Below are 24060 nucleotides of genomic sequence, written 5' to 3'. Positions count from 1 at the left end.
TTTTAACTCACCCAATATTTAAAACAGAAACTGATCTCTTATATAGAGGTCAGTTTTTTATATGTTTTTGCTAAAAATATACAGACCAAAAAAGCAATTTATTCAGTTCATACAGTTTTACAGCACTTTCTGGTTAGGATTGTCTTACAAAAAGTCTAACTATGGTTTCTAAGTACATAATTTGACCTACATTGACATGGTGCGAGCTTCAGAATTCTTTATTCTGGACTACATAATAAATAGACAGTTGTACATTAATACTGTCTGCGGAATAGAGGGGATAAAAATGACAAGTATGACAACCTACAAGCCGCATTGGATTCGTGAAGATTTCATTGATTTTGTTGGTGAAAAAATCCATCCAACCTGGGCACTCAAAAAAGTCAAAGCATCGGTCGTGAATATTCAGGCGGTTAGCCCAGACTTTTTCAAAATCCAGTTACGTCCAAATTATAACTTTAACCACGGGTCATTTCAGGCCGGTCAAAATATCGCGGTGACTCTGCGTCTGGATGGAGTACGTCATCAACGTCATTATTCTATCGTGACCATTTTAAAAAATGGCGATGTGATTATTGCAGTCAAGCAGCAAGGTAAAGTGTCACGTGCCTTAACTTTATTGCAACTGGGTGCAGTGGTCGAGCTGTCTCAGCCACAGGGCGAATTTACCTTATTAAACTCTCCTAAACCGATTCTGTTTCTAGCATCAGGCAGTGGCATTACCGCCATTTATTCCTTATTGCAAAAAGCAGTCGTGCAGTTTCAGCACCCAATTGATCTGATTTATTTTACCCGTGATGATGCATTTCATGCCGAGATCAAAACCTTAGCGTTAATGCATCCTCATCTGAAATATCATCATTTTAATACAGTCGAGCATAAGCAGCATCTGAGCCAGCAATTGCTAAACAAGCTGGTACCAGACTTTGAACAGCGTGAAATCTATGCCTGTGGTTCAGCGGGAATGATGAAAACTGCACTCAAGATTGCCGATAAACTGGCGGTGAAATCTAGCTTCCATTCTGAATATTTCCAGATTGCGATGGATGAAAAAGTGAAAGCACAGCCTGTACAGTTTTTAAGATCGCAGCAGGAATTCCAGGCAGAATCTAATCTGCTGGAAAGTGCAGAGCAGGCGGGTCTTCGTCCAGCGCATGGTTGCCGTATGGGCATTTGTAATACTTGCTCATGTACCAAAGTCAGCGGTTCAGTTAAAAACATGCTGACGGGTGAGATCGACCACGGCAGCAATACTCCAATCAAACTTTGTATTTCACAGGCCGTCAGTCCTGTGGTGATTAATTTATAAGCTATTTCAACCATTACTAAACGAATAAGAAGGTGCTCCCATGAATATGCAAATTGATTTTAAAAAACACAGTAAATCTCAATTTCTAAGCCCGGAACAGGTTGAAGAGTTCGGTGCCAAGGTTGATGCTATCCGCCGTGAAGTAATGGAAGATTTGGGCGAGAAAGACGCAGAATATATTTATAAAATCCGTAATTTTGTACGTTATAGCGAGATTGCTTCCCGTGGCATGCTGATGTTTGCAGGCTGGTTGCCGCCGGTCTGGTTAGCGGGAACAGGCTTATTGGGTATCTCGAAAATCGTGGAAAATATGGAACTTGGCCATAACGTGATGCACGGCCAGTTCGACTGGATGAATGATCCGAGTCTGAATGGTTCGACTTATGATTGGGATACTATTTCCACTGGGGATGACTGGAAATACACGCATAATTATATTCACCACACGTATACCAATATTGTCGGTATGGATCACGATGTCGGTTATGGTCTGATCCGTGTCAGTGAATCTCAGCCGTGGGAACTACGTTTTATCTGGAATATTCCTTTAACCATTCAGTTGATGGTGTTCTTTGAATGGTATGTGGGTGTACAGCGTTTGCATCTGGAAGATGTCATTGCCTATAAAACTAAAACCTGGAAACAGGTCTGGGAAGAAGCAGCGCCTTTACGCAAAAAAATGCGCCGTCAGGTCCTAAAAGATTATGTATTTTTCCCACTGATTGCCGGTCCAAATGCGATTCCAGTATTTACCGGGAATGCGGTTGCCAATGTGATTCGTAGCCTATGGGCGTCCGCGGTGATCTTCAATGGACATTTCACTGAAGATGCAGAAACTTTTGAAATGGACAATACCGACAATGAAACCCGTGCGGAATGGTATCTGCGTCAGATCCGTGGTTCGAGCAACTTCAGTGGCGCGAACTGGTTGCATATTCTGAGTGGTAATTTAAGCCATCAGATTGAGCATCATCTGTTCCCAGATATGCCAGCAAACCGTTATGCCGAAGTAGCACCAAAAATCAAAGCCTTATGTGCTGAGTACGGGATTCACTATAACGAAGCCAGCTTTATGAAACAGTTCTCGACTGTATGGGTCAGACTGGCGAAATGCTCACTGCCAAATGAATGGAATCAGCAAATTGCAGAAAAAACTCACGCAGTTAAATCGGTGTTTCGTTACTTTAAATCCAAACTTGTAAATTAATTTTTTAAGGTTTCTCTATTATCCAGTTTGGTACTCCTCAATAGATTTGGATGGTCTATTGAGGATTTTTTTATCTGTTAAAAAGTGGTCAGTTCACACGAATTTATGAATGAAATATGAAGATGATTTTCAAAAAATGACGAAGGCGGGACAGATTTACTACCGCTGAAACGCTTCGCCTACAAGCTAAGCGTTTACCTCAAGGAGGTTCTTTTTATAATGGCCGCGTTCTATCATTCAAGGTCTCAGTTTTGAAATATCTTAAATATTTTTCAGGCATCTCACTTTTATTGCTGTTAACCGCGTGTAATACCCCGGAAACTCCAGCACCAGATTATCAGGGGAACTGGAAAAATACACTGGAAAATCCAAAATTGGAAAATATCCTGGTGATTTCCAAAAATGGTGAAAACTATTTCATTACCAATACTATTAAAGACAAAGAAAGCGGCAAAACTGACAAGAAAAATCCGATGCCAGCTTCAGTCGCTGATAATGGTCTGCTTCAGATTAATTCAGGTACAGGTGTCGTTGATTTCGCAATTGACGAAAAAACTGGCAATCTGGTCGGTTCAGGCTCCGTCTATAAAAAAGCCAAATAATGCTCTAATCTAATCAATTCAGAGATAACACGAAAAATGCCATGATCAGGGAGGATTCATGGCATTTTTTTAGTTCACCAATTTTATGAGACCAGCAAAATCTTCTACAAAATAATCTGCCTTGGCTTTGATCAGATCTATTTCATGCGCAGAATACTGGTCGTAAATTGCAACGACATCAATTCCCGCATTGTTGGCAGCTTCCACCCCAATTAAAGAGTCTTCAACAATCAGGCAATCTTTAGCCTCAATTTCAAAATGCTGGAGCGCATTTAAATACACTTCTGGATGCGGTTTGATATTCTCAACATTTTCACGAGTCAAAATAATCGCAAAATCATCATCAAAACTGATTTTCTGATTAATCTTCTGGTTATTGTCCTGATAACGCTGCACATTGAATAAACTAGTGGTAGTCGTGAGTGCCAATTGTATCCCTTGCTGTTTTAAGGCTTGAATCAGCAGCTCAGCTTGCGGTTTGAGTTCTATCACATGATCCAGAAAATGCCGTGAAATATGATAACGGCGATTTTTAACCTCTTCTTTACTTGGCTTGAAACCATATAGCTCTTTTAAATAGCCACAATATTCCAGATAAGGATCGGGCATATGTCTAAAGGCTTTCAGTTGCAGGTCACGCTGTTGCTGAATCTGATCCAGACCGATTTCGATCCCCGACAATTCCTGAATCAGGGCAGCATCGACCTGGTTCCAGATTCCCACTGAATCAATCAAGGTTCCATCCAGGTCAAAACATACCAGCTTTTTATCTTTAAACATGTCACACCCATTTTTCTTTCGCCGCCATTATCCCGTTTTTAGAAAGAGATAAAAAGTCCAGTTTGGGTGCACATCCAGTCTGTATTTATCAGTGAATTACTAAAATGAACTTATTTTGAGCATTTTAAGTATTACTAATAATAAAAATCGTAATACTAAATTGGCACGTCATTTGCATTTATCTACGCATCATAAAGTGATCTAGGGTTCCGGCAGTCATTTTCAAACAGTACTGCGCCTGAGACCGAGAGTTCACGGCTTGTTTTGTATAAAAACACAGCTACACGGAGGGATAAAAGCCCGGGAGGTTGGAACAAAAACCTTAGAGAGGTCATGCACATGGGCGACTATCACAATAATCAAACACTCTGGACTGAAATCCTGCCGGGAGGGCATCACTGGTCCGGACGCATTCAGAAAGGTGCGGTTCTGCAATTCAAGGCACTCGGTGCCAATGCCAATGTATCCCTGTTCTGTGTCAATGCCGAAGACAAACTGGAACGTTACAACATGCCTGACAGCCTGAAAGGCCAGCATACCGCGTATTTGACTGCGGGTAATGTGCTGTATTCCGATCTAGGCCGTGTCATGGCTTCGATTGTTAAAGATGAAGCTGGCTGGAACGATACTTTCTGCGGGCCATCTCGTCCTGAACAGATTGAAAAACAGTTTGGCATCCGTACCTTCCAGGATGCCCGAAATGACATGTATCAAAGCGGTTTAGACGGATTACTCATTGAACTCTCCAAATTCTCTTTGGGACAGACTGACCTGAGTGCAACCGTGAATTTATTCTCCAAAGTCACTCCAGATGACGCCGGCGCATTGTCTTATGTATCTTCAGACAATACCGATCAAATCATTGAAATGCGCTTTGAAATGGACTGTCTGGTGTTCCTGTCGTCTGCACCACATGGTCTGGATAACAGTGCGGAATATCAACCAGCTGACATCCAGTTATCTTTGTTTAAAGCCAATAGCTTAGGCGAAACCGATATCTGCCGTGACTCCTGTCCACAGAATCAGCGTGCATTCCAGAACAATGCCCGTTACTACGCACTTTCAAACATTTAAGGCAGGAGAATGATCATGACAGTTCTACAACAATTTGAAAAAACCGTTCTTAGCGAAATCTGTCCTGCCGGTGAAGCATGGATGTGCGAAGTCAAAAAAGGCCAGTATTTCCGTATCATCGATCTGGAAGGCAATCAGGCAGTTGATACCTTGTTTATCTCTGCGGAAAATCCGGAAGAGCGTTATAGCGCAACCGATACACTGGCAATAAACCAGCAGATTTATCTGGAAAAAGGCACCACTTTATACAGTAACTTTGGCCGTGCGATTGCCGTGATCCATGATGACAACTGCGGCCGTCACGACACTTTAGGCGGTGCATGTTCCTGTGAAAGTAATACCGTCCGTTATGCCCATGACACATACCCAATGCACAGCTGCCGTAACAACTTTATGTATGCGCTGGCGAAGCATCCGGTGGCGAAAAAGCATGGCTTAAACGTGCGCCACATTGGTCCCAACATCAACTTCTTTATGAATGTGCCTGTGACTTCAGACGGACATCTAAAATTTGATGATGGAATTTCAGCACCTGGCAAGTATGTGGAAATCAAGGCAGAAATGGACCTGATCGTACTGATCTCGAACTGTCCGCAACTGAACAACCCATGTAATGCCTACAACCCGACACAAATCCAGCTGGTTGTGCGTGAAGGCGAGGAGGCTTAAGTTATGTTTAATAAAGTTTTGATTGCCAACCGTGGTGCAATTGCATGTCGTGTGATTCGTACATTAAAAAAACTCGGTATTCAATCGGTTGCAGTGTACTCAGAAGCCGATCGTGATTCACTGCATGTGACTTTAGCGGATGAAGCGGTGTATATCGGTGAAGCACCAGCCAGCCAAAGCTATTTAAATGTTGATAAAATTTTAGAAGTTGCCAAACAAACTGGCGCACAAGCGATTCATCCGGGTTATGGCTTCTTGTCAGAAAATGCTGAATTTTGTGACCTGTGTGAATTACAAGGCATCGCTTTTATTGGGCCAAACTCTGCGCAAATGCGTGCTTTTGGTTTAAAGCACACGGCACGTGAGCTTGCGATTCAAGCTAATGTGCCGTTATTACCAGGCAGTCAACTGCTTGCAGATGAAGCTGAAGCACTGCTTGAGGCTAATCGTATTGGTTATCCTGTGATGCTAAAAAGTACTGCAGGCGGTGGCGGGATCGGTATGCGTTTGGTCTGGAACGAAGCTGAACTGAAAGATGCGTATGCAACCGTGTCTTATTTAGCCCAAGCCAACTTTAAAGATGCTGGTTTGTACCTTGAAAAATTTGTGCAAAATGCCCGTCATATCGAAGTGCAAATTTTTGGTGATGGCAAAGGTCAAGTGATTGCGCTCGGCGAGCGTGATTGTTCAGTACAACGTCGTAACCAAAAAGTAATTGAGGAAACGCCTGCACCGCATATCAATGATGAACAACGTGCCTACATCCAAAATGTTGCCATTCAACTGATGCAGTCAGTGAATTATCGCTCAGCAGGTACGGTTGAATTTGTGATGGATACCGATACACAAGAATTCTACTTCCTTGAAGTCAACACGCGTCTGCAAGTCGAACATGGCGTGACGGAGCAAGTCTTTGGTGTGGACCTGGTGGAATGGATGGTGACGCTTGCCAGCGGAGACTGGACTGCACCAACAGAGCCACTGGAATCCAAAGGCCATTCGATTCAGGTGCGCCTGTATGCCGAAGACCCGATCAAGAACTTCCAGCCAAGTGCCGGTCTGCTGACCTATGTCGAGTTTGATGAAAACGCACGTAATGAAACCTGGGTAGAAACGGGTTCGAATGTATCGTCTTTCTATGACCCGATGATTGCCAAAGTCATTGTCACAGCAGATGACCGGGAAGCCGCGATTCAGGCGATGACGGATACACTGGCGAAAACTCAAGTGGCGGGCATCGAAACCAACCTGGAATATCTGCAAAACATCATCGACTGTGAGGTGTTTAAGGCGGGAACACAAACCACACGTTTCCTGAATACCTTTGAGTGGAAAACCCAGAAGATTGAAGTGCTGCAAGCAGGCATCCAAACTGCTGTGCAGGATGTCACTGGTCGTCTCGGTTACTGGGATGTGGGGGTGCCACCATCTGGTGCGATTGATCCATTATCGCTCAATGTCGCCAACCAGCTTTTAGGCAATGCGCCAAATACCGCCGGTCTGGAATGTACCCTGCAAGGTCCAACACTGAAATTCCACTGCGACAGCCAGATCGTACTGGCGGGTGGGGATATGCCATCAACACTGGATGGTGTGGCTGTGCCAATGTGGCAAACCGTGAATGTGCGTAAAGGTCAGGTGCTGAAATGTGGCAAGATCGCTACCGGTTGCCGGACGTATATCGGCATCAAAGGTGGTCTGAATGTACCTGAATACTTGGGTTCACAAGCGACCTTTACCCTCGGTCAGTTTGGCGGTCATGCCGGTCGTAACTTACTAATCGGCGATATGCTTCCAATCACCGCATTTACAAGCAATGAAGTCAAAGCGCTGGCACCTGAGCAAATTCCAGCATTCAGCCATGAATGGGAAATTGCGGTGATGTATGGCCCGCATGGTGCGCCAGATTTCTTCACCAAAAAGGACATTGATACCTTCTTTGCCAATAATTTTGAGATTCACTTTAACTCTAGCCGTACCGGTATCCGCCTGATTGGTCCAAAGCCGGAATGGGCACGTGAAGATGGTGGTGAAGCCGGTCTGCATCCATCCAATATTCATGACAACGCGTATGCGATTGGTGCGATCGACTTTACAGGCGATATGCCAATTATTCTCGGTCCAGATGGCCCAAGTTTGGGGGGGTTTGTTTGTCCAGCGGTGGTGATCAATTCTGAGCTGTGGAAACTGGGTCAGCTCAAAGCCGGTGACAAAGTGAAATTTGTTCCAGTCAGCTATCACCAAGCCAAACTGTTGAATGAGAAATATCACGCACAACTAGAAGCGCTGGATACTCAGGAAGTTTCATTTAATGAATCCTTCTATCCTGAACTGGCTACGCTGAAAAATGCCGTACTGGATACCTTAAAAGGTGAAAATGGTGCGCCGGATGTGGTGTATCGTCCAGCGGGTAACAACTACATGCTGGTGGAATATGGCGAGCTGGTACTGGATCTGAACCTGCGTTTCCGTATCCATGCCTTGATGCAATGGGTTCAAAAACAGAATATTCCGGGCATTATCGACCTGACGCCAGGCATCCGTTCGCTGCAAATCCATTTCGATTCAATCAAGCTGGATCAGCTCGACCTGTTGCGTTTGTTGCAAGTCGCTGAAACTGAACTGCCTGATGTGACTGAAATGGAAGTGCCATCACGTACCGTGTATTTGCCATTGGCATGGGAAGATTCTCAAACCCAACTGGCGACCGAACGTTATATGCAAACCGTACGTCCAGATGCACCATGGTGTCCAGACAATATCGAGTTTATCCGCCGTATTAATGGCCTGAAAGATAAACAGGCAGTAAAAGATGTAGTGTATAACGCCAGCTATTTGGTGATGGGCTTAGGCGATGTGTATTTGGGTGCACCTGTCGCAACCCCGCTTGATCCACGTCAGCGTCTGGTGACCACTAAATATAACCCGGCGCGTACCTGGACCCCTGAAAATGCCGTGGGGATCGGTGGTGCTTATATGTGCGTGTATGGTATGGAAGGCCCTGGTGGTTATCAGTTCGTCGGTCGTACTACGCAAATGTGGTCGCGTTACCGTAAAAATGCGGACTTCGAGCAAGGCAAACCATGGTTACTGCGCTTCTTTGATCAGATCAAGTTCTATGAAGTGTCTGAAGAAGAACTCATGCAAATGCGTGAGGACTTTAAGGCAGGCCGTCTGAAACTGCGTATTGAAGAAGGTGTGTTGAACCTGAAAGAGTACAACCAGTTCCTGACTGACAATGCCGACACCATTAGCGAGTTTAAGGCAACGCAACAAGCGAACTTTGAAGCGGAACGCCGTCGCTGGCATGAAGCTGGACTGGCAGAATACGTGTCTGAAAGTCTGGATGCAGTCGATGATGGTGAAACTGTGACTATTCCGGAAGGTGGTTGTGCGGTGGAATCACATATGCCGGGTTCAATCTGGAAAATTGAATGTCAGTCTGGTGATATCGTGGAAGAAGGTGCCACCTTGGCCGTAATTGAAGCAATGAAGATTGAGATTCCGATTATTGCCCCTGAACGTATGCGTGTAGATACGATTACGATTGAGAAAGGGCAAACGGTGAAAACAGGGCAGGTGTTGTTTACGTTAGCACCAGTGGCTTAAAGAATTTCCCTAATCCTCCTTTGAAAAAGGAGGGAACTTTTAAAGACCGTCCATAAGGGCGGTTTTTTATTTGCAGTATAGAGTGGACATTAGTAATATATAGCTTATAGTCTATATTTGGGTTGTGGTATGTGGACGGTACTGACCACAGATGTATTTAATGAATGGCTTGAACAACAGGACGAATCGACACAAGAAAAAGTCTTAGCAGCTTTGGTGGTATTACAGAGTCAAGGGCCAAGTCTTGGGCGACCTTTGGTAGACACAATATATAACTCTAAATATACCAATATGAAAGAGCTACGTGTTCAACATAGAGGAAAACCAATCCGGGCATTTTTTGCTTTTGATCCGTTAAGACAGGCAATCGTACTCTGCATTGGTGATAAAAGTGGCAATAAGCGTTTCTATACAGAGATGCTGGCAATTGCAGATGAACAGTATTCACTGCATTTGAAATCTTTAGGAGTAAACTGATATGGCTAAAACTTTGCAAGAATTATTGGCGAAACGTTCTCCTGAGAGTCAGGCTCGTATTCAGGAAATGGCAGAAGAGCTGCTGCTTGAGCAACATCTTCATATGATTCGCGAAGAGTTGGAAATTTCTCAAAAAGAACTGGCTGAAACTTTAGGGATTAAACAACCTTCACTATCTGCAATTGAGAATCGTGGCAACGATCTCAAGATTTCGACAATGAAAAAATATGTTGAAGCAATGGGTGGAAAGCTGCGTATTGATGTAGAGCTGCCTACAGGGAAACATATTGGGTTTAATGTTTAATCAGCTCATACTGTGAAAACAGGACAGGTGTTATTTATTTTGGCACCAGTGGCTTAAAAATCCTCCCTAACCCTCCTTTTCCAAAGGAGGGAATTTCCCCCTCTTTATTAAAGAGGGGTTAGGGGAGATTAAAATTTATTTATTACATCTTTCAATATGCTTAAAAATTTTTTCACATAATTCTTTAGCTTTAGGTGTAAGCTTCCAATCAGGATTTTCATCAAAATCTTTGATAATTTCACGGCAAAATTTTAGTTTATCTTTAATAGTCCCGACACCAGGACCATCAGCAAAAGCAGTTTTGGTTGTATTTGATGTTGGTTTCTTAATTTTTTCATCTATTAAGCGACCAATACCGTATTGAGCATTATCAAAATAATCATCTTGATTAATATTATCAATTAAGGAAATATCATAGCTCTGTCGTACATTTTTTAGGCGTGGAAATTTTGCTTTCGCAACTCGAATAATTGCATTTTTAGGTAGAGTATTCTCTGTTTCTTTACATTCCAAAATAATTAAATTATCTCTATTCAATTCTTTTCTTAAAAATTTTATTTTTTCAGAATTTTTTTGTATGTCTCCATCAGCAATCAATAGCATGTCACTTGCGACGGAAGTTGCACTTTGACCTCGATCTTGCTGAAGGAATTCAATTCTTTCTTCTCTTGTTTTAGGGTAATCATCATCAAATGACCAGTGAGATAAATTACTTCCGGAATATTCCACGAATGTATAATGATAATTAGGCATAAAACGACGATACTTTTTATAAAGATCAGGATTTGATTCTTTTAACTCCGACAAATACTGTTCCATATATTTAGTGATATAGAGTCTATCGGTAATTCCTTCTACCCAAATCGTGCAATTAGCTAGATATACAGATGAAGGGCGAACACCTAGAGAAGCAAGTAAATCGCGATCACGGTCGCATCGATAAATTTTAAACTCGAATTCTTTAGGATTATCTTGTCTAGCTTGTTTTACAAATTTTTGAATCATAACTTGGTCAGATTCATCTGCCATATCAAGTAAATGATTTGAATGTGTAGTAAAGAAATAATAGTGTGAAGTTTCATTTAAGTAGAAATTCATCAGTTGTCGAACCATACCTGCATGCATATGCAATTCTGGTTCTTCTATAAAGAATGCATGGATTTCTGTATTACCATTTTTGTCTTTGCTTTTGATATAGGCTTCATAAGTCAGAATAATTGCTTGTTGAAGACCATCACCTAGTTTATAAATTGGGAATTGATCATCCTCACCAATTTTAATATGTACAACATCATTCTCATGACCATTATCATCTTTACCAATATATGGAATTAGAGTGACGGTTTCATTATCAAAAAAATACTGACTTAATTTTTCTTCATATTGTTTTATCAGTTCACGTTGTTGTGGTTTACCTAATAAATGGACTTTTAGTTCATAGTAAAGGCGTTCACCTGTAATGATGTTGTCTTGATTAAATTTATTATGATCTTGGAAATAATCTTTCTGAGCTCGCTCAATATATGGATATTTATTCTCTTTGTCAGTGACAGGACGCATTCCTCGAAGTATAGGGATGTAAAATTTTTTGTTTATGAAAATAGGATTTAAGTTTAATTCTATTTCTTTATTAAACATTGATGTAGCAATAGATTTATTGTTGTTTGAGTAAAGACTTGATAGCTGTCCAATTCTTGATAAGTAATCAAGTGCTTGTGGAAAGTTAGAATTTGCAGAACCTATTTTTGATGGCTTAATGTCCTCTGTTGTTTTCAAAAAATGGTTATAGTAGGTATTATTATCACTATATTTTTTACTTATTTGTAATTGCTTTTTGAAAGCCAATAGCCTTCTAAATTGAAGAGAATTATATAGTTGCTGACCTTGAGTGGTTTGAAACAGATTACGAATGAAACGACTTTTACCAGAATTATTTTTTCCAATAAAAAAGTTAAGACGTTTGATTTCTATAACTTCATTATAGCCCGTTTCACTGTCGTTATCTGATGTATAGTTTTCTAAATTTTCAGCCCAATAATATAGTTTTTCTGTCATAAAAAAAGCCCCCGAATTATGGGGGGTAATTTATCAGTAATGGTACACTTTTAAAACATTTTCAAAGTCTTATAGACTTACTTTTACAGCTTCACCAACTCCACCCGACGATTCTTCGCTTTACCATCTTCATTCGAATTATCTGCAACAGGCTGAGTATTCCCGAAACCTTTGGCAGTTAAACGACTGCCTTCAATACCTGCTTTGGTCAGGGCAGTAACCACACTTTGCGCACGCTGATCAGACAGCTCTAAGTTATAAGCTGCATCACCGGTATTGTCGGTATGACCATAAATGCCCAGTTTTAAATCCGGGTTGTCATTTAATAAGGCAACCATCTGCTCAATTTGCGCTTGTGAGTCCGGCAAAATCTCGGCTTTATCGGTTGCAAAGTTAATCTGTACGCTGACTTTATCGTCCTGATCAAGACTTAGTTTTAGTGCACTTGAAGTCAGGGCTTTGGCAGTCACATTTAAAGATTTAGATTCAGCCACCATCAGCGAAATATAATTACCAGATTGGGTTAGCTGGAACCATGCAGTCTTATCTTCCTGACGAACCACATAAGTCTTGGTCGGGTAGTTAAAAATATCCCCCAGACCCGCATAATATTGCACCTGAAAATCCTTCGGAATTTTTTCGATGATGTCTTTTGGAATCTGGCTATTGGCAATTTCCACACCGCCCAAATCCTTGATCACACTCTCCAGATTACGCTGAATTTCTAAAAAATTGCCTTCTTTATATTCCGGTTTCGAGGTAATGCCTGAACTGAATAATTGTCCTTCGATCCATTCCAGTTGCTGTCCTGTCCAGAATGGAACACGCTCAAAATTGCGCTGCTCGGTATTTTGATAGATATAACCATCTGGCAGGGCAATATAAGGAAAGTCACCGAGTGTCGCTGTGCTGAGTGGTATTTTACTGATGTCAAAAGCTTGTGTCTGTGCCGTTTCGGCAGCTTGCGTGGTATCTTCCTGCTGGATTTCGGTTTTGGAGGTTTCTGCTTGCTCGGTTTTGCTACATGCCGCAAAAATAAAAGGCGTACAAAGAATGGCAGTACGAAGGAGAGTGGAAGTCTTCATTAAATTTCCTTATTGTTCGGGCATTTTTATGGAATTTATTGTATAGAAATTCACCTGTAGTGCAAATTTTAATCGAAACCTAAATCTGAGCGGCTTTAGTATTCATAATTAAAGCTAGAGAAGAGTAATTGGTGAAGATTCCATTATCAAAAACTGTACCATAAAACCCCATTTTGATATCGTTTTGGTGCAAGTTTGATCACTCTTGGCGCATAAATATTTTAGACACATTTTGTAGCATTTATTAAGTTTCAACTAACTGTTTTAAATCAATTTTTTAATAATAAAAAACTCTTTATATTTGGCATATTTTCTGCTTTTATTTATATACCGAATTAAAAGAGGAGAGCATATTACTTGAAGAACCAGACGCAATTCTCGATCAATCCATCATGTCTAAAAATAATTACAGTACATGATTAATTTAACGGCCTCTTGGTGAATTAATTCACTCATTTTGATTCCAAAAAAGCCCCATAACCGTTGATGGGGCTTTTTTTAAGCTGAATTTCAGTCTTTTCTGCTCGTAATTAGTAAATTTCCTCATCTAAAACTGGCACGCTTTCTGCATTTCCTTAAGTAATACGAAATTCACATTCAGTAATACCAAGGAGATGCGCATGAATAATCAAAGCAAAAAAGCCAAGCTGCATCCATTTGCCCAATTTTTAATTGAACTGCTCAGCGTTCGCGCCGGGCTTTATGTCAAACAGGATTCACTCAAGGAAAACAGACGTGTCTAAACCGAAATTGGCACGAATCAGTATCACCGTGCCGGAAACCACATTACAGGCCATGGATCAGAAAATTGTCGAGCAGCATTATGAAAGCCGCTCGCAGGCCATTGTCGACATGATTAACCGCCACCTGATTGATGAACTGGTTTCTCGTGATGAAGTCATGGTCGGTACGCTGACGCTGGTCTATGACGTCAGCCTGAAACCGTTACGTTCCCAATTGGTCGATTTGCAACAGCAATATCTGGAACAGGTGATCAGCTCGCTGCATATCCAGCTGGATGATCAGAAAGTCCTGCAAGTGATGCTGATGCAGGGTGTAAGCAGTGATTTAAAAGAAATTAGCGAACAATTTATTGCATTAAAAGGGGTGCTCAAAGGACACCTGGAACTGATGGATGCCGTGATGCCTCCCATTCCCCAAAATACCAATAAAGGAGTATTGTCATGAATACTTTATGGACAATTCAAGACTGGCAGAACGCCTACCAACAGCAGCAGATTCAGTTACAGGACCTGATCGATTATGTTGCATCATTTCAAAATGATGATCATGCCTGGATTTCAATTGCATCTGCAGAACAATTACAAGCACAAATTGATGCCTTAACAGGAAAATCACTAGCCGAATTGCCACTCTACGGCATTCCATTCGCAGTCAAAGACAATATTGATGTTGCCGGTTTTTATACCACCGCAGCCTGCAAAGAAGCTTCTTATCTGGCGACCAGCGATGCCACAGTCGTAGCTAAATTAAAAGCAGCAGGGGCTATTGTGGTGGGTAAAACCAACCTGGACCAGTTTGCAACTGGCTTAGTTGGTGTACGTTCACCCTACGGCGCAGTGAAAAACAGCTTTAATCCGGAATATATCAGCGGCGGTTCAAGCTCTGGTTCATCGGTCGCGGTGGCGAATGGTCAGGTGCCTTTTAGTTTAGGTACCGATACGGCGGGTTCAGGTCGTGTACCGGCAGGACATAACAATATTGTCGGCTTGAAACCCACCAAAGGCTGGTTCTCCACTACAGGTCTGATACCCGCGTGCCGCACTATTGATGTAATTTCAATTTTTGCCCTGACTGTAGATGATGCATGGCAAGTCGCACAAATTATGCAAGGCTATGACGCAAGCGATGAATATTCCCGCCAGCATCCAGCCAATGTGCCAACCCAATTTTCCAAAGGCAAAATCGCGATTCCAGCACAACTGGAATTCTATGGCGATGCCGAAACTGATAAAGCCTTTGAATTGGCAATTGCTCGTGTAAAACAGCTTGGTTATGCAGTTGAAGCGATTGATTTCAGCATTTTCAACCAGTTGGCATCCGCACTTTATAACAAGGCTTGGGTGGCTGAACGGACCAATGCTGTTGAAAAACTGGTTTCTCGTGATGTAACGCATCCGGTGATTAACCAGATCATCAGTCAGGCAGATAACTTTAATGCCGTGGATATGATGCAGGCGGAATATGAAAGAGCGCAATTGGCTCGTCAGATCAATCTGGCGCTGGCGGATTTTGATGCCTTGATGGTGCCAACGGCGCCAACCATCTACAAGATTGCCGATGTAGAAGCTGATCCGTTGGTGAAAAACAGCCATATGGGCGCTTATACCAACTTCGTGAATTTTGCGGATTTATCGGCTTTGGCACTGCCTAATACAATTCGCGCTGATGGTTTGCCAAGTGGGGTGACCTTCATTGCACCCGCCTGGATGGATCAGGCCTTGGCAAACTTTGGCCAGACTTGGCAGCAGGCAACGGCTTTAACACTAGGAACATCTGAAAAAACTTATGAACCAATAGGCCAGATTCAGTCACAGCATGCAGTAAAACTGGCTGTTGTCGGTGCACATCTGACTGATATGCCGTTGAACTTCCAGCTCACCACACGTGGTGGCACGCTAGTGCAAAAAACCAAAACCGCAGCCAACTACAAACTGTTCGCACTGAAAAATACCACACCACCGAAACCGGGCTTGCAGTACTACAGCAAAGGTCAGGAGATCGAAGTGGAAGTTTGGGATATTTCATTCGCCAACTTTGGTCAGATCGTGGCAGAAGTTCCGGCACCGCTGGGCATTGGCAATGTACAGCTGGCAGATGGCAGCTGGGTTAAAGGTTTTATCTGCGAAGGCTATGCGCTGGAAGATGCAACTGAGATCAGTCATTTCGGCGGCTGGCGTGAATTTATCAAATCAAAACAACTTTCAAATACGCGTTTTAAATGTAATTGCATAGGGGAAATCGCACAATGATCAAAAAAGCTACTCTGGCAGCATCGTTTTGCGGTGCCATTTTATTCAGTGGTTGTGACAATACGGCGAAAGTTCCAGAATCCTCTGGTCAGGCCAAAGGCAATGTAAATACTCAGCCGATTCGTATCGGCTATAGCGACTGGCCAGGTTGGGTGGCTTGGCAAGTGGCGATTGAAAAAGGCTGGTTAAAAGAAGCAGGTGTGAATGCAGATTTTAAATGGTTTGACTATTCTGCTTCATTGTCTGCCTTTGCAGCAAATCAGCTGGATGCAGTCATGGTAACCAATGGTGATAATCTGGTGACTGGCTCTGGTGGTACCAAAGGCGTGATGATACTGGCAACGGATTATTCAGCCGGAAATGACGTGATCATTGCCAAGAATGGAATCAACTCGATTCAGGATTTACGCGGTAAAACTGTTGCCACTGAAAAAGGTCTGGTCGATCACTTGCTGCTATCGACTGCTCTGGATGATGCAAAGGTTAAACTGAATGAAGTGAAACTGGTCAATACCATGACCAATGAACTGCCACAGGTCTTTGCAACAGCGGATATTGATGCGATTGCGGTATGGCAGCCAGTCGCGAATCAGGCCTTATCTGCGGTTGCTGGTTCAAAAATTATTTTCAGCTCTAAAGATAAAGCTGGTCTGATTTACGACACCTTGACCGTGAATCCTGCGCATCTGGAAGCCAATAAAGAGCAATGGAAAAAGGTCATTCAAGTTTGGGATAAAACTGTTAAATATATCAATGACCCGGCAACACGTGCAGATGCTGTAGAAATCATGTCGAAACGTGTCGGTGTTGATGCTAAAGCCTATATGCAGTTTGTAGATGGTACCCATTTGCTGGATCTGGAAGCAAACAAAAAAGTCTTTACCAAAGGTGAGGGTTTCGATTCGATCTATGGTTCAAGCTATCACGTCAACAAGTTTAACGTCACTAATGGCATTTATAGCACTGAAATGAATGTGGATAGTGTGATTGTTCCAACGCTGGTACAAGAGCTGAAATAAGTCGAAATCCAAACAATAAAAAATCCCCAGTTTCGGGGATTTTTTATTGTTAGATGTGTAAATATCTTTTATAAATCGAAAAATGATCATTAATATTCAAATTTAATGGATATTGAAAGTTTCTTCTCCCTCTGGGATGAGAAGCATAGCTTTGCAAGAGGATGAGGGTATTTATTAGAGAGAACCTCTCCCTGAGGAGCATGCTCCGCAAGTCTCCTACAAGGAGAGGGAATTTACTTCTTAGTAATTAAAAAATGACTGATGAAAAACACTAATATTAAGAAATTAAAGTTCAATACTTTTGGAAAAGACATTAATAAAAATAATTCCCACAATCATGAATGACAGACCAATCAGTGCCGGAATATCCAGATGCTGCTTGAACACCAGCAGTCCCACTGTAGAAATCAGGATAATACCTGCACCGGACCAGATGGCATAAGCAATGCCCATTGGGATGGTTTTCATGGCCATGGAAAGAAAGAAAATGGCAATCGCATAGCCAACAAATGTGGTGATTGAAGGCCAGAGTACGCTAAAGCCATTGGAGGCCTTTAGTGCAGAAGTCGCGATGACTTCTGCAATAATAGCAACGGATAGATATAAAAAAGCCATATTCCTCCTTATAACACCCGTTCTGCATGATGCAGCAGGTGATTCTGTTCCGCGCTCATCCACTGTGCTGCTTCTGCAGTCGTGCTAGTCCTGTGCTGAAACTCATATTCAGGTTGGTAGATATCAATCTTAAAAATCAGGTCAATTGCACGACCATCCAGAACCACATGCTGGACCAGACGGGTTGCATCCAGAATTTCAAAATTGTCCAGATCAAAGGCGTTGCCTGTTTCACCGGTACGGGTGCTGTAGGTTTTACTTAAACCTTGGGTGCCAATAGAGACTTCAAAGCTTTGTAATAGATCAAATGAAGTAGTATCGGCTGACTTGATATCTAGTTCTGCAACTTGAGATTGCACCTCTGGCAAGCGGGTCAGGGCATAGGCTATATGATCATCACAGATGATCAGACCGCCATCCATTTGCAGCTTTGCACCTGATTGGACATCTACCGCAGATTCTAGACGTAGGCCTAAGAACAGACCTTTCTTCACTTGCTGACGCCAGTCTTCGACATAGACGTTGCTGGGTAAAAATTCCAGAATACAGTTCCCGATCGCATGTAGTTTGGCCGGTTCAGGCCACTGCACATGATTTTGATAATTGGCGTAGTCTTCAACTTCCCATGACAAGAGCTGCGTTGCATCATCCCATACCGTATTGCCAATCCAGCCCTGACGTTCTGTCACTGGTGTGTCATTCTGACTTTTCAGGCGTAGATCAATAGTAAAGCTGCGTGACTGGAACCAGTACACAATGGTGTTTTGATCGGTCAGGCCATTAAAGAAACTGATGCTTTTCCTGCGAAATGCCCCATATAAAAAGCTCGGAACTACTTCAGGTTGAGTAGTTGTTGGCGTTAATTTTTTTATGGCTTCTAATAGGTTCATGATGCTGCCTCCGATTTTTCATTTAAACCAAAGGAAGACAGTGGAACGGCATTTTTTAGAACCAGCTCACCATTGGCAATTCGCTGTTTTAAATACTGGAACGTTTGTGCGGTCTGATTAAACAGGTGTTCACCACCAATCAAAGGCTTATATTTGGAATCATCAGTTTTTACCACCGGTTCAATCACCGTGTCATAGTTACAGGCACAGAACAGCGGGAAGGAATAACGTTCTTCAGAGACTTTTTTTACGCGGTGTTTGGTTGCCAGGTATTTGCCATTGGACAGGATTTCCATCATGTCTCCAATGTTCATCACCAACGTATTTTCAATCAATGGAATATCAATCCATTCGCCAGCTTTGTTCAGCACCTGCAAACCTGGCGCAGTTGGTAATAGCAGGGTAAAGCATTCATAGTCGGTATGTGCTCCGATGCCTTCGGCATCTTTGATATCCGGATTGTACGGATAATGAATCAGGCGCAATTGACTTGGCGCATCATTAATTTTATCGGCAAAGAAATCTTCTTTGACACCAAGAGCCAGGGCAAAAGCAGAAAAAATTTGTTCGCTAATGGTGCGCAAGTGACCGTAATATTGGCTGACAATGGCTTTAAAATTTGGATAATCAGGCCATAAGGTTGGGCCAAGTAATGGGCAGTCTGTTCTAGAACCCTGATAGTCATAATTCACATCGTAGGCTTCTTTGAGGTCATAACTGTTGCCTGCGAACTGTTCTTCACCAATTGGCACATAACCGCTATGGTTACTGGATTTGCCAATATAGTGCTGCATTTTTGTGTCCAGATCCTGCTCAAAATAGGATTTAGCCAGTTCAACCAGTGACGTGGCATAATCAAAATTAAACTGATCTCCTTTAAGATAAAGGAATCCGACATCTTTACAGGCCTGGTCTAAAGCTGCCGCAACTTCAAGACGATCGGCCAGATGTGGACTTTGCATTTTAGAAATATCGACGAGTGGGAGTACGTATTGGTCTTGCATTGCAATCACCTTATTGTTGGTCGTCCAACACAGCGACTAAAACCTTTGGGTCGTCCCAAAGGCTCTTTTTTTAAATGGATTATTTGCTCGTGCTGACTTTGGTCAAGCGTGGAATTTCTGGAAGATCGGCTAGTGCAGGATCCAGCTCATCCTCCTGTGCATGTACTAGATGATTGACGTGCTCGCGAAGCTGTTTAAATTCCGGAGTCAGCATCAGATCCGGATGGCGTGGACGAGGAAGATTGACCTCAATAATTTCCTTGATTTCACCTGGATTGGCTTTCAGCGCCACAATCCGGTCTGCCAGCAAGATCGCTTCATCCATATCGTGGGTCACGAAAATGATGGTAATGTCGATGTTTTTCCACAAATCCATCAGATGACGCTGCATTTTTTGGCGCGTATGCGGGTCTAGTGCACCAAAAGGTTCATCCATCAGCAATACTTTAGGTTCATTGACCAAGGCGCGGGCAATCGCCACACGTTGTTTCATTCCGCCTGAAAGTTGATGCGGATACTGATCCTGATATTTTTCCAGACCAATGATATTGATCCATTCACGTGCCTGCGCTTCAGCAGAAGCATTACTTTGGCCTTTCATTTTCGGGCCAAACATAATGTTTTCTTTCACGGTCTTCCATGGGAACAGGGTATACCCCTGAAACACCATGCCGCGTTCTGGGCTTGGGCCAGTAATCGGCTTGCCATCCACCAGAATTTCACCGCTGGTATAAGGATCTAGCCCAGCTACCACACGGCTAAAAGTCGATTTACCGCAACCTGATGGACCAATCACACAGATAAACTCACGTTTATGAATTTTCAGGTCAATGCCATTTAAAATGGTGCGTTCAGTTTTGCCATGCTTGAAGGATTGAGTGAGCTGTTTGGCTTCCAGGATGACTGGACGGCTATAAATCTTGTCAAAATATTCGTGGGTATTAAATTCAGTGTTTTGCATCAGTTTGCTCCCGGTTTCCATTTAAATAAGCGTTGTCCCAATTTCATTAAAATCACGTCACAGAGCAGACCAATTACCCCAATGATCAGGATCGCTGCAAAGACATTGTCAAAATTCTGATAACGGGCCTGCTGGGTAATAAACCAGGTAATACCAGACGTACTACCGATCAATTCAGCCACGATCAGGTACGTCCATGCCCAGCCGAGCAGTACGCGTAAGTTACGATAAATTTCAGGAAGGGCCGCTGGAATGACCACATGAAACAGGCTTTTTAATTTATTGGTACCCAAAGTAAAACCGGCTTCAATCAGACTGCGATCTACCAGTCGTGTGGTATTGGCAATAATCAGGATTTGCTGGAACAGGGTTCCAATCACAATGATGGCTACTTTTGGTGCATCGTTGATGCCTAAAATAGCAACCGCAAGCGCACCAAAGGCTGGAGCTGGCAAATAGCGGAAAAACTCAACAAATGGCTCGGTCAGTTGGGAAATTTTGTTAGAGAAGCCACATAAAATACCGAGTGGAATACCAATTAGGGAAGATATTAAGAAGGCAGTAAACACTAACTTGATACTGTGCCACAGGCTTTCATGAAACCATGGAGCATTGGCTTGAGCAGGTTCTGTGGTAAATGCAGTGACCAATGCGATCGCCACTTCATGCGGGGCAGGCAGATAGATCGGATTGACCAGAATACCTTGGGGCGGCGCCAGACCTTGATCCACTGCGGATTGCGCAGCAGAGAAAAAGATATCCTTATCAATACGACTACCGACTTGTAAATAGCTAACGCTGCCTGAATCGGCAATCTGGACTTGTGGATGCCAGATAAATGGCAAATAACTGACTGCACACCAAATCAAGATCGGTATTAAAAAAGAGCCCAAGCCAAACAGTATTTTATTTCTTTGACTGAGTTCACGTGCAACGTAACTCATAGTGTTGCCCCTCAATATTACAATTTTTATAAAACGTAATACTGATCAAGCAAAATGGATGCCATGATAAGCAGAAACATTTAAAATGATAAAATAACCTGATATTTCAAAAGAAAAATTTAAACTGAGGGGCAAGATTAATAACTTACTTAAGTTAACAGTTTGATTACATCCAGAAACATAAATAATCTTATTTTAGTCTTTATTGATCAATTTATAGTCAGAACTATTTCATATCTTTACATCGGTTTATTTAATCTCTTATTTTCCTTAAGGTATTGTCCACTTCTTAACTCATTGAATTATAAAAGGGGAGCAATGCTAGAATTTAAAAATCAAATCGTACACGGCGCAATTTTCGATATGGATGGAACCATGTTTGATACTGAACGTTTGCGCTTTCAAACCTTGCAACAAGCTTCGCGTGAGCTGATCGGCGTCGAATTTTCTGAAAACTATTTAATGCAGTGTTTGGGCTTAAGTGCCCGTAGTGCCGAGCAGCTGGCCAAAGAGCGTTATGGACAAGATGTTCCTTATGCCGAGATCCGCCAGCGTGCTGATGTACTGGAACTAGAACATGTACGCAATTATGGTGTTCCAATTAAAAAAGGTTTATTACAAGTACTGGAACGCCTACGCAAGGCAGGCCTGAAAATGGCTGTGGCGACTTCGAGCCGACGTGCGATCGCAGAAGAATATCTGATCAATGCCAATGTCTATAAATTTTTTGATGTACTGGTGTGTGGCGATGAGATTAAACAGGGGAAACCTCATCCAGAAATTTTTATCAGTGCAGCCGAAAAAATCAATTTAAGTCCGGCTCAATGCCTGATGTTTGAAGATTCTGAAAATGGTCTACGATCTGCCTATGATGCAGGCGGTATGACGGTACTTTTTAAAGATATTAAAACGCCGAATAAATCGATGCTGGCACAAGCCCAGTATTATTATGAAACGATGGAAGATTTTCTGACAGATCTGAACCAGTTTGTTCCGGTTCTGGAAATGCCAGAACTTGAGACTGCATTTCCGCAAACGCTGAATCAGTTAACAGTTGGGATTCACGGCTTCGGTGCAATTGGTGGTGGTTATCTGGCTCAGGTGTTATCACACTGGGATGGTTATACGCGTCCACGCAAAATTATTGCCTCGACCCGTAATCCACTCTATCAGTCTGCCGTTAATGCGTTTGGCACCTATTGCATTCGTTATGGTCAGAACTCTTTTGACCAGCGTATTGAAAATATGAGCGTGATTGATGCATATGATCTGAAGCAAATGCAGAATATGTATATTGAATCCAGTCTGGTGGCAGTCTGTGTCCCTGAGGAAGCTCTGGTTTCTGAAGCAGAGGTGATTGCACAGGGTTTATATGCGCGATACTTGGCTTATGAGCAGCAGGAACAGCCGCTGACGCTGTTAATTATCCTGAATAAAATCGGGGCCAAACAGCTGGTGATGCAGCAGATTCTGAGCCGTCTGAAACAGATTACGGATGAACAGACAGCGCAGCACATTATGGATCAGCATTATTTCTGTGACACAGTGGTGAACCGTATGGTGTCCAAGCTGTCAGACCAGAAACTGTATCGTCAGCTGCGTATCAAATACAACATGTTCAAGCAGTATCAGCTGGATGAAGATCTGTCTGTAGTGGATCTGGATGATTCTACAGCCCTGAATGCAGAGCAGGAACATCAGGCGGGCTTATATATTGAAGACCTGCGCCGTAATTTTCAGCCAAGTCATATTCTACAGTCAATGGATCTGATTCTGTTTAATGCCGAAACGGATATGCCAATCTATGTGGAAAATAACAGTCCATTATTGGCTAAAATGCGCCAGATGATTCTGGTAGATGATATTGCCAATATCCAGCTGATTAAAAACCGCTTATGGAATGGTGTGCATGCGATGATGGCCTGGTATGCCAGCCTGCGCGGTCATCAGACCATTGGCGTGGCCATGTCAGATCATGCGGTCAGAAAATTCATGCAGCAGGCCTTAGCGCAGGTGAAGCATGGTCTCTGTTACCAGATTCCTAAGCATGCTTCAGATCTGGAACATCTGGCACAAAGTTTTACTGAATCCTGTGCCTATGCTTATCAGGACCCATGTGCACGTGTAGGGCGTGAACCCTTAAGAAAGCTGAAACACAATGAACGGGTTATGGGTTCATTATCGACCTTGCTTAAATATAGTTTACCGTTTGATGTGGTTTTAAAAGGCGCAGTGTTAGGTTATATCTATGCTCTGGAACAGGGTGAATGCGAGCAGCAGGAACTGTTGATGCATTTACAAATCCAGTTAAGACATATGGCATTAGAGCCGCAACTATATGAGACCTTGTATGATGAAATGTCACAATTCATCAATCAGATGATTGCTGGAAAATTGTCCTTGCAAAAATTCATGCAACTGGATTTGCAGCAAGCGCTCAGCTAAATATCAGCAGTAAATAAA

General features: G+C 42.6%; 21 protein-coding genes and 1 riboswitch. Of the genes, 13 read left to right on the top strand and 8 right to left on the bottom strand.

All coding sequences use genetic code 11. From position 1 onward, the window contains the following. Positions 1-286: 286 nt before the first annotated feature. From FTV12_RS05595 to FTV12_RS05585, 3 genes are all read left to right on the top strand, one after another. Positions 287-1309 carry a flavin reductase family protein gene (locus tag FTV12_RS05595; RefSeq protein ID WP_179992586.1) on the top strand — a complete coding sequence of 341 codons (1023 nt, stop codon included), beginning with the start codon at positions 287-289 and terminating at the stop codon, positions 1307-1309. 40 nt (positions 1310-1349) lie between these two features. Then, positions 1350-2516 (top strand): acyl-CoA desaturase, encoded by a 1167-nt coding sequence (locus FTV12_RS05590; RefSeq protein WP_179992585.1) that lies wholly within the window; start codon positions 1350-1352, stop codon positions 2514-2516. A 251-nt stretch (positions 2517-2767) separates the two neighbouring features. After that, positions 2768-3118: a hypothetical protein gene (locus FTV12_RS05585; RefSeq protein ID WP_159122938.1), complete on the top strand. Its 351-nt coding sequence runs from the start codon at positions 2768-2770 to the stop codon at positions 3116-3118. A 69-nt stretch (positions 3119-3187) separates the two neighbouring features. Here the strand turns inward: FTV12_RS05585 and FTV12_RS05580 are convergent, their stop codons facing one another. Continuing rightward, positions 3188-3898, bottom strand: a complete 711-nt coding sequence (locus tag FTV12_RS05580; RefSeq protein WP_179992584.1) for an HAD family phosphatase — start codon at positions 3896-3898, stop codon at positions 3188-3190. Positions 3899-4088: 190 nt separating this feature from the next. After that, a riboswitch (guanidine-I (ykkC/yxkD leader) is annotated at positions 4089-4207 on the top strand. A 24-nt stretch (positions 4208-4231) separates the two neighbouring features. Between FTV12_RS05580 and FTV12_RS05575 the strand changes: the two genes are divergently transcribed. The 5 genes from FTV12_RS05575 to FTV12_RS05555 all read left to right on the top strand — a co-directional run bounded on the left by FTV12_RS05575 (position 4232) and on the right by FTV12_RS05555 (position 10031). After that, complete coding sequence (locus FTV12_RS05575; protein ID WP_179992583.1) at positions 4232-4972, top strand: urea amidolyase associated protein UAAP1; 741 nt, start codon at positions 4232-4234, stop codon at positions 4970-4972. A 15-nt stretch (positions 4973-4987) separates the two neighbouring features. Then, positions 4988-5641: an urea amidolyase associated protein UAAP2 gene (locus FTV12_RS05570; protein WP_179992582.1), complete on the top strand. Its 654-nt coding sequence runs from the start codon at positions 4988-4990 to the stop codon at positions 5639-5641. A 3-nt stretch (positions 5642-5644) separates the two neighbouring features. Then, positions 5645-9250, top strand: coding sequence for an urea carboxylase (gene uca, locus FTV12_RS05565; RefSeq protein ID WP_180033686.1), 3606 nt, complete (start codon positions 5645-5647; stop codon positions 9248-9250). 129 nt (positions 9251-9379) lie between these two features. After that, positions 9380-9727, top strand: a complete 348-nt coding sequence (locus FTV12_RS05560; protein ID WP_179992580.1) for a type II toxin-antitoxin system RelE/ParE family toxin — start codon at positions 9380-9382, stop codon at positions 9725-9727. A gap of 1 nt (position 9728) precedes the next feature. Beyond that, entirely contained in the window at positions 9729-10031 is a 303-nt protein-coding gene (locus FTV12_RS05555) for a helix-turn-helix domain-containing protein (RefSeq protein ID WP_179992579.1), read from the top strand. 135 nt (positions 10032-10166) lie between these two features. Here the strand turns inward: FTV12_RS05555 and FTV12_RS05550 are convergent, their stop codons facing one another. Both FTV12_RS05550 and FTV12_RS05545 read right to left on the bottom strand, forming a co-directional pair. After that, positions 10167-12086, bottom strand: a complete 1920-nt coding sequence (locus tag FTV12_RS05550) for an AAA family ATPase (RefSeq protein WP_179992578.1) — start codon at positions 12084-12086, stop codon at positions 10167-10169. An 83-nt stretch (positions 12087-12169) separates the two neighbouring features. Further along, entirely contained in the window at positions 12170-13171 is a 1002-nt protein-coding gene (locus tag FTV12_RS05545; protein WP_180033685.1) for an OmpA family protein, read from the bottom strand. A 620-nt stretch (positions 13172-13791) separates the two neighbouring features. On the opposite strand from FTV12_RS05545, the gene FTV12_RS16515 reads away from it, so the two are divergent. Genes FTV12_RS16515 through FTV12_RS05530 form a run of 4 tightly spaced genes read left to right on the top strand, consistent with a single transcriptional unit; the run spans position 13792 to position 17183 of the window. Next, on the top strand, positions 13792-13914 hold the full coding sequence (locus FTV12_RS16515; RefSeq protein WP_257218449.1) for a hypothetical protein: 123 nt from the start codon (positions 13792-13794) through the stop codon (positions 13912-13914). Continuing rightward, entirely contained in the window at positions 13907-14359 is a 453-nt protein-coding gene (locus tag FTV12_RS05540; RefSeq protein ID WP_099339103.1) for a CopG family ribbon-helix-helix protein, read from the top strand. Before FTV12_RS16515 ends, FTV12_RS05540 begins: the two co-directional genes overlap by 8 nt. Beyond that, complete coding sequence (gene atzF / locus FTV12_RS05535) at positions 14356-16164, top strand: allophanate hydrolase (protein WP_180033684.1); 1809 nt, start codon at positions 14356-14358, stop codon at positions 16162-16164. Before FTV12_RS05540 ends, atzF begins: the two co-directional genes overlap by 4 nt. Next, positions 16161-17183, top strand: a complete 1023-nt coding sequence (locus FTV12_RS05530; RefSeq protein ID WP_180033683.1) for an ABC transporter substrate-binding protein — start codon at positions 16161-16163, stop codon at positions 17181-17183. Before atzF ends, FTV12_RS05530 begins: the two co-directional genes overlap by 4 nt. 285 nt (positions 17184-17468) lie before the next feature. On the opposite strand, the gene FTV12_RS05525 is transcribed toward FTV12_RS05530, so the two are convergent. From FTV12_RS05525 to FTV12_RS05505, 5 genes are all read right to left on the bottom strand, one after another. Continuing rightward, the gene (locus FTV12_RS05525; RefSeq protein WP_179992574.1) at positions 17469-17798 is read right to left on the bottom strand and encodes a multidrug efflux SMR transporter; all 330 of its coding nucleotides are present in this window, start codon (positions 17796-17798) and stop codon (positions 17469-17471) included. Positions 17799-17806: 8 nt separating this feature from the next. Then, on the bottom strand, positions 17807-18688 hold the full coding sequence (locus FTV12_RS05520; protein WP_179992573.1) for a hypothetical protein: 882 nt from the start codon (positions 18686-18688) through the stop codon (positions 17807-17809). Then, positions 18685-19692 carry an isopenicillin N synthase family oxygenase gene (locus FTV12_RS05515; protein ID WP_179992572.1) on the bottom strand — a complete coding sequence of 336 codons (1008 nt, stop codon included), beginning with the start codon at positions 19690-19692 and terminating at the stop codon, positions 18685-18687. The genes FTV12_RS05520 and FTV12_RS05515 overlap by 4 nt, the downstream gene beginning before the upstream one ends. Positions 19693-19771: 79 nt before the next feature. Continuing rightward, the gene (locus FTV12_RS05510) at positions 19772-20653 is read right to left on the bottom strand and encodes an ABC transporter ATP-binding protein (protein WP_179992571.1); all 882 of its coding nucleotides are present in this window, start codon (positions 20651-20653) and stop codon (positions 19772-19774) included. Beyond that, positions 20653-21597, bottom strand: a complete 945-nt coding sequence (locus FTV12_RS05505; protein ID WP_179992570.1) for an ABC transporter permease — start codon at positions 21595-21597, stop codon at positions 20653-20655. Before FTV12_RS05505 ends, FTV12_RS05510 begins: the two co-directional genes overlap by 1 nt. A gap of 318 nt (positions 21598-21915) precedes the next feature. Here FTV12_RS05505 and mtlD point away from each other — a divergent pair, with 318 nt between their 5' ends. Next, the gene (gene mtlD, locus FTV12_RS05500; RefSeq protein ID WP_180010982.1) at positions 21916-24042 is read left to right on the top strand and encodes a bifunctional mannitol-1-phosphate dehydrogenase/phosphatase; all 2127 of its coding nucleotides are present in this window, start codon (positions 21916-21918) and stop codon (positions 24040-24042) included. Positions 24043-24060: the final 18 nt, after the last annotated feature.

It is taken from the genome of Acinetobacter sp. YH12233 (assembly GCF_013417725.1).
GTDB lineage: Bacteria > Pseudomonadota > Gammaproteobacteria > Pseudomonadales > Moraxellaceae > Acinetobacter.
Note: the sequence above shows the minus strand (reverse complement) of the source record. Positions and strands in the feature narration are given on the sequence as shown.

Bases quoted from the DNA above. Each gene is read 5' to 3' on its own strand.
- FTV12_RS05595 (WP_179992586.1), top strand. From the start codon at position 287: ATGACAAGTATGACAACCTACAAGCCGCATTGGATTCGTGAAGATTTC.
- FTV12_RS05590 (WP_179992585.1), top strand. From the start codon at position 1,350: ATGAATATGCAAATTGATTTTAAAAAACACAGTAAATCTCAATTTCTA.
- FTV12_RS05580 (WP_179992584.1), bottom strand. From the start codon at position 3,898: ATGTTTAAAGATAAAAAGCTGGTATGTTTTGACCTGGATGGAACCTTG.
- FTV12_RS05575 (WP_179992583.1), top strand. From the start codon at position 4,232: ATGCACATGGGCGACTATCACAATAATCAAACACTCTGGACTGAAATC.
- FTV12_RS05570 (WP_179992582.1), top strand. From the start codon at position 4,988: ATGACAGTTCTACAACAATTTGAAAAAACCGTTCTTAGCGAAATCTGT.
- uca (WP_180033686.1), top strand. From the start codon at position 5,645: ATGTTTAATAAAGTTTTGATTGCCAACCGTGGTGCAATTGCATGTCGT.
- FTV12_RS05560 (WP_179992580.1), top strand. From the start codon at position 9,380: ATGTGGACGGTACTGACCACAGATGTATTTAATGAATGGCTTGAACAA.
- FTV12_RS05555 (WP_179992579.1), top strand. From the start codon at position 9,729: ATGGCTAAAACTTTGCAAGAATTATTGGCGAAACGTTCTCCTGAGAGT.
- FTV12_RS05550 (WP_179992578.1), bottom strand. From the start codon at position 12,086: ATGACAGAAAAACTATATTATTGGGCTGAAAATTTAGAAAACTATACA.
- FTV12_RS05545 (WP_180033685.1), bottom strand. From the start codon at position 13,171: ATGAAGACTTCCACTCTCCTTCGTACTGCCATTCTTTGTACGCCTTTT.
- FTV12_RS16515 (WP_257218449.1), top strand. From the start codon at position 13,792: ATGAATAATCAAAGCAAAAAAGCCAAGCTGCATCCATTTGCCCAATTT.
- atzF (WP_180033684.1), top strand. From the start codon at position 14,356: ATGAATACTTTATGGACAATTCAAGACTGGCAGAACGCCTACCAACAG.
- FTV12_RS05530 (WP_180033683.1), top strand. From the start codon at position 16,161: ATGATCAAAAAAGCTACTCTGGCAGCATCGTTTTGCGGTGCCATTTTA.
- FTV12_RS05525 (WP_179992574.1), bottom strand. From the start codon at position 17,798: ATGGCTTTTTTATATCTATCCGTTGCTATTATTGCAGAAGTCATCGCG.
- FTV12_RS05520 (WP_179992573.1), bottom strand. From the start codon at position 18,688: ATGAACCTATTAGAAGCCATAAAAAAATTAACGCCAACAACTACTCAA.
- FTV12_RS05515 (WP_179992572.1), bottom strand. From the start codon at position 19,692: ATGCAAGACCAATACGTACTCCCACTCGTCGATATTTCTAAAATGCAA.
- FTV12_RS05510 (WP_179992571.1), bottom strand. From the start codon at position 20,653: ATGCAAAACACTGAATTTAATACCCACGAATATTTTGACAAGATTTAT.
- FTV12_RS05505 (WP_179992570.1), bottom strand. From the start codon at position 21,597: ATGAGTTACGTTGCACGTGAACTCAGTCAAAGAAATAAAATACTGTTT.
- mtlD (WP_180010982.1), top strand. From the start codon at position 21,916: ATGCTAGAATTTAAAAATCAAATCGTACACGGCGCAATTTTCGATATG.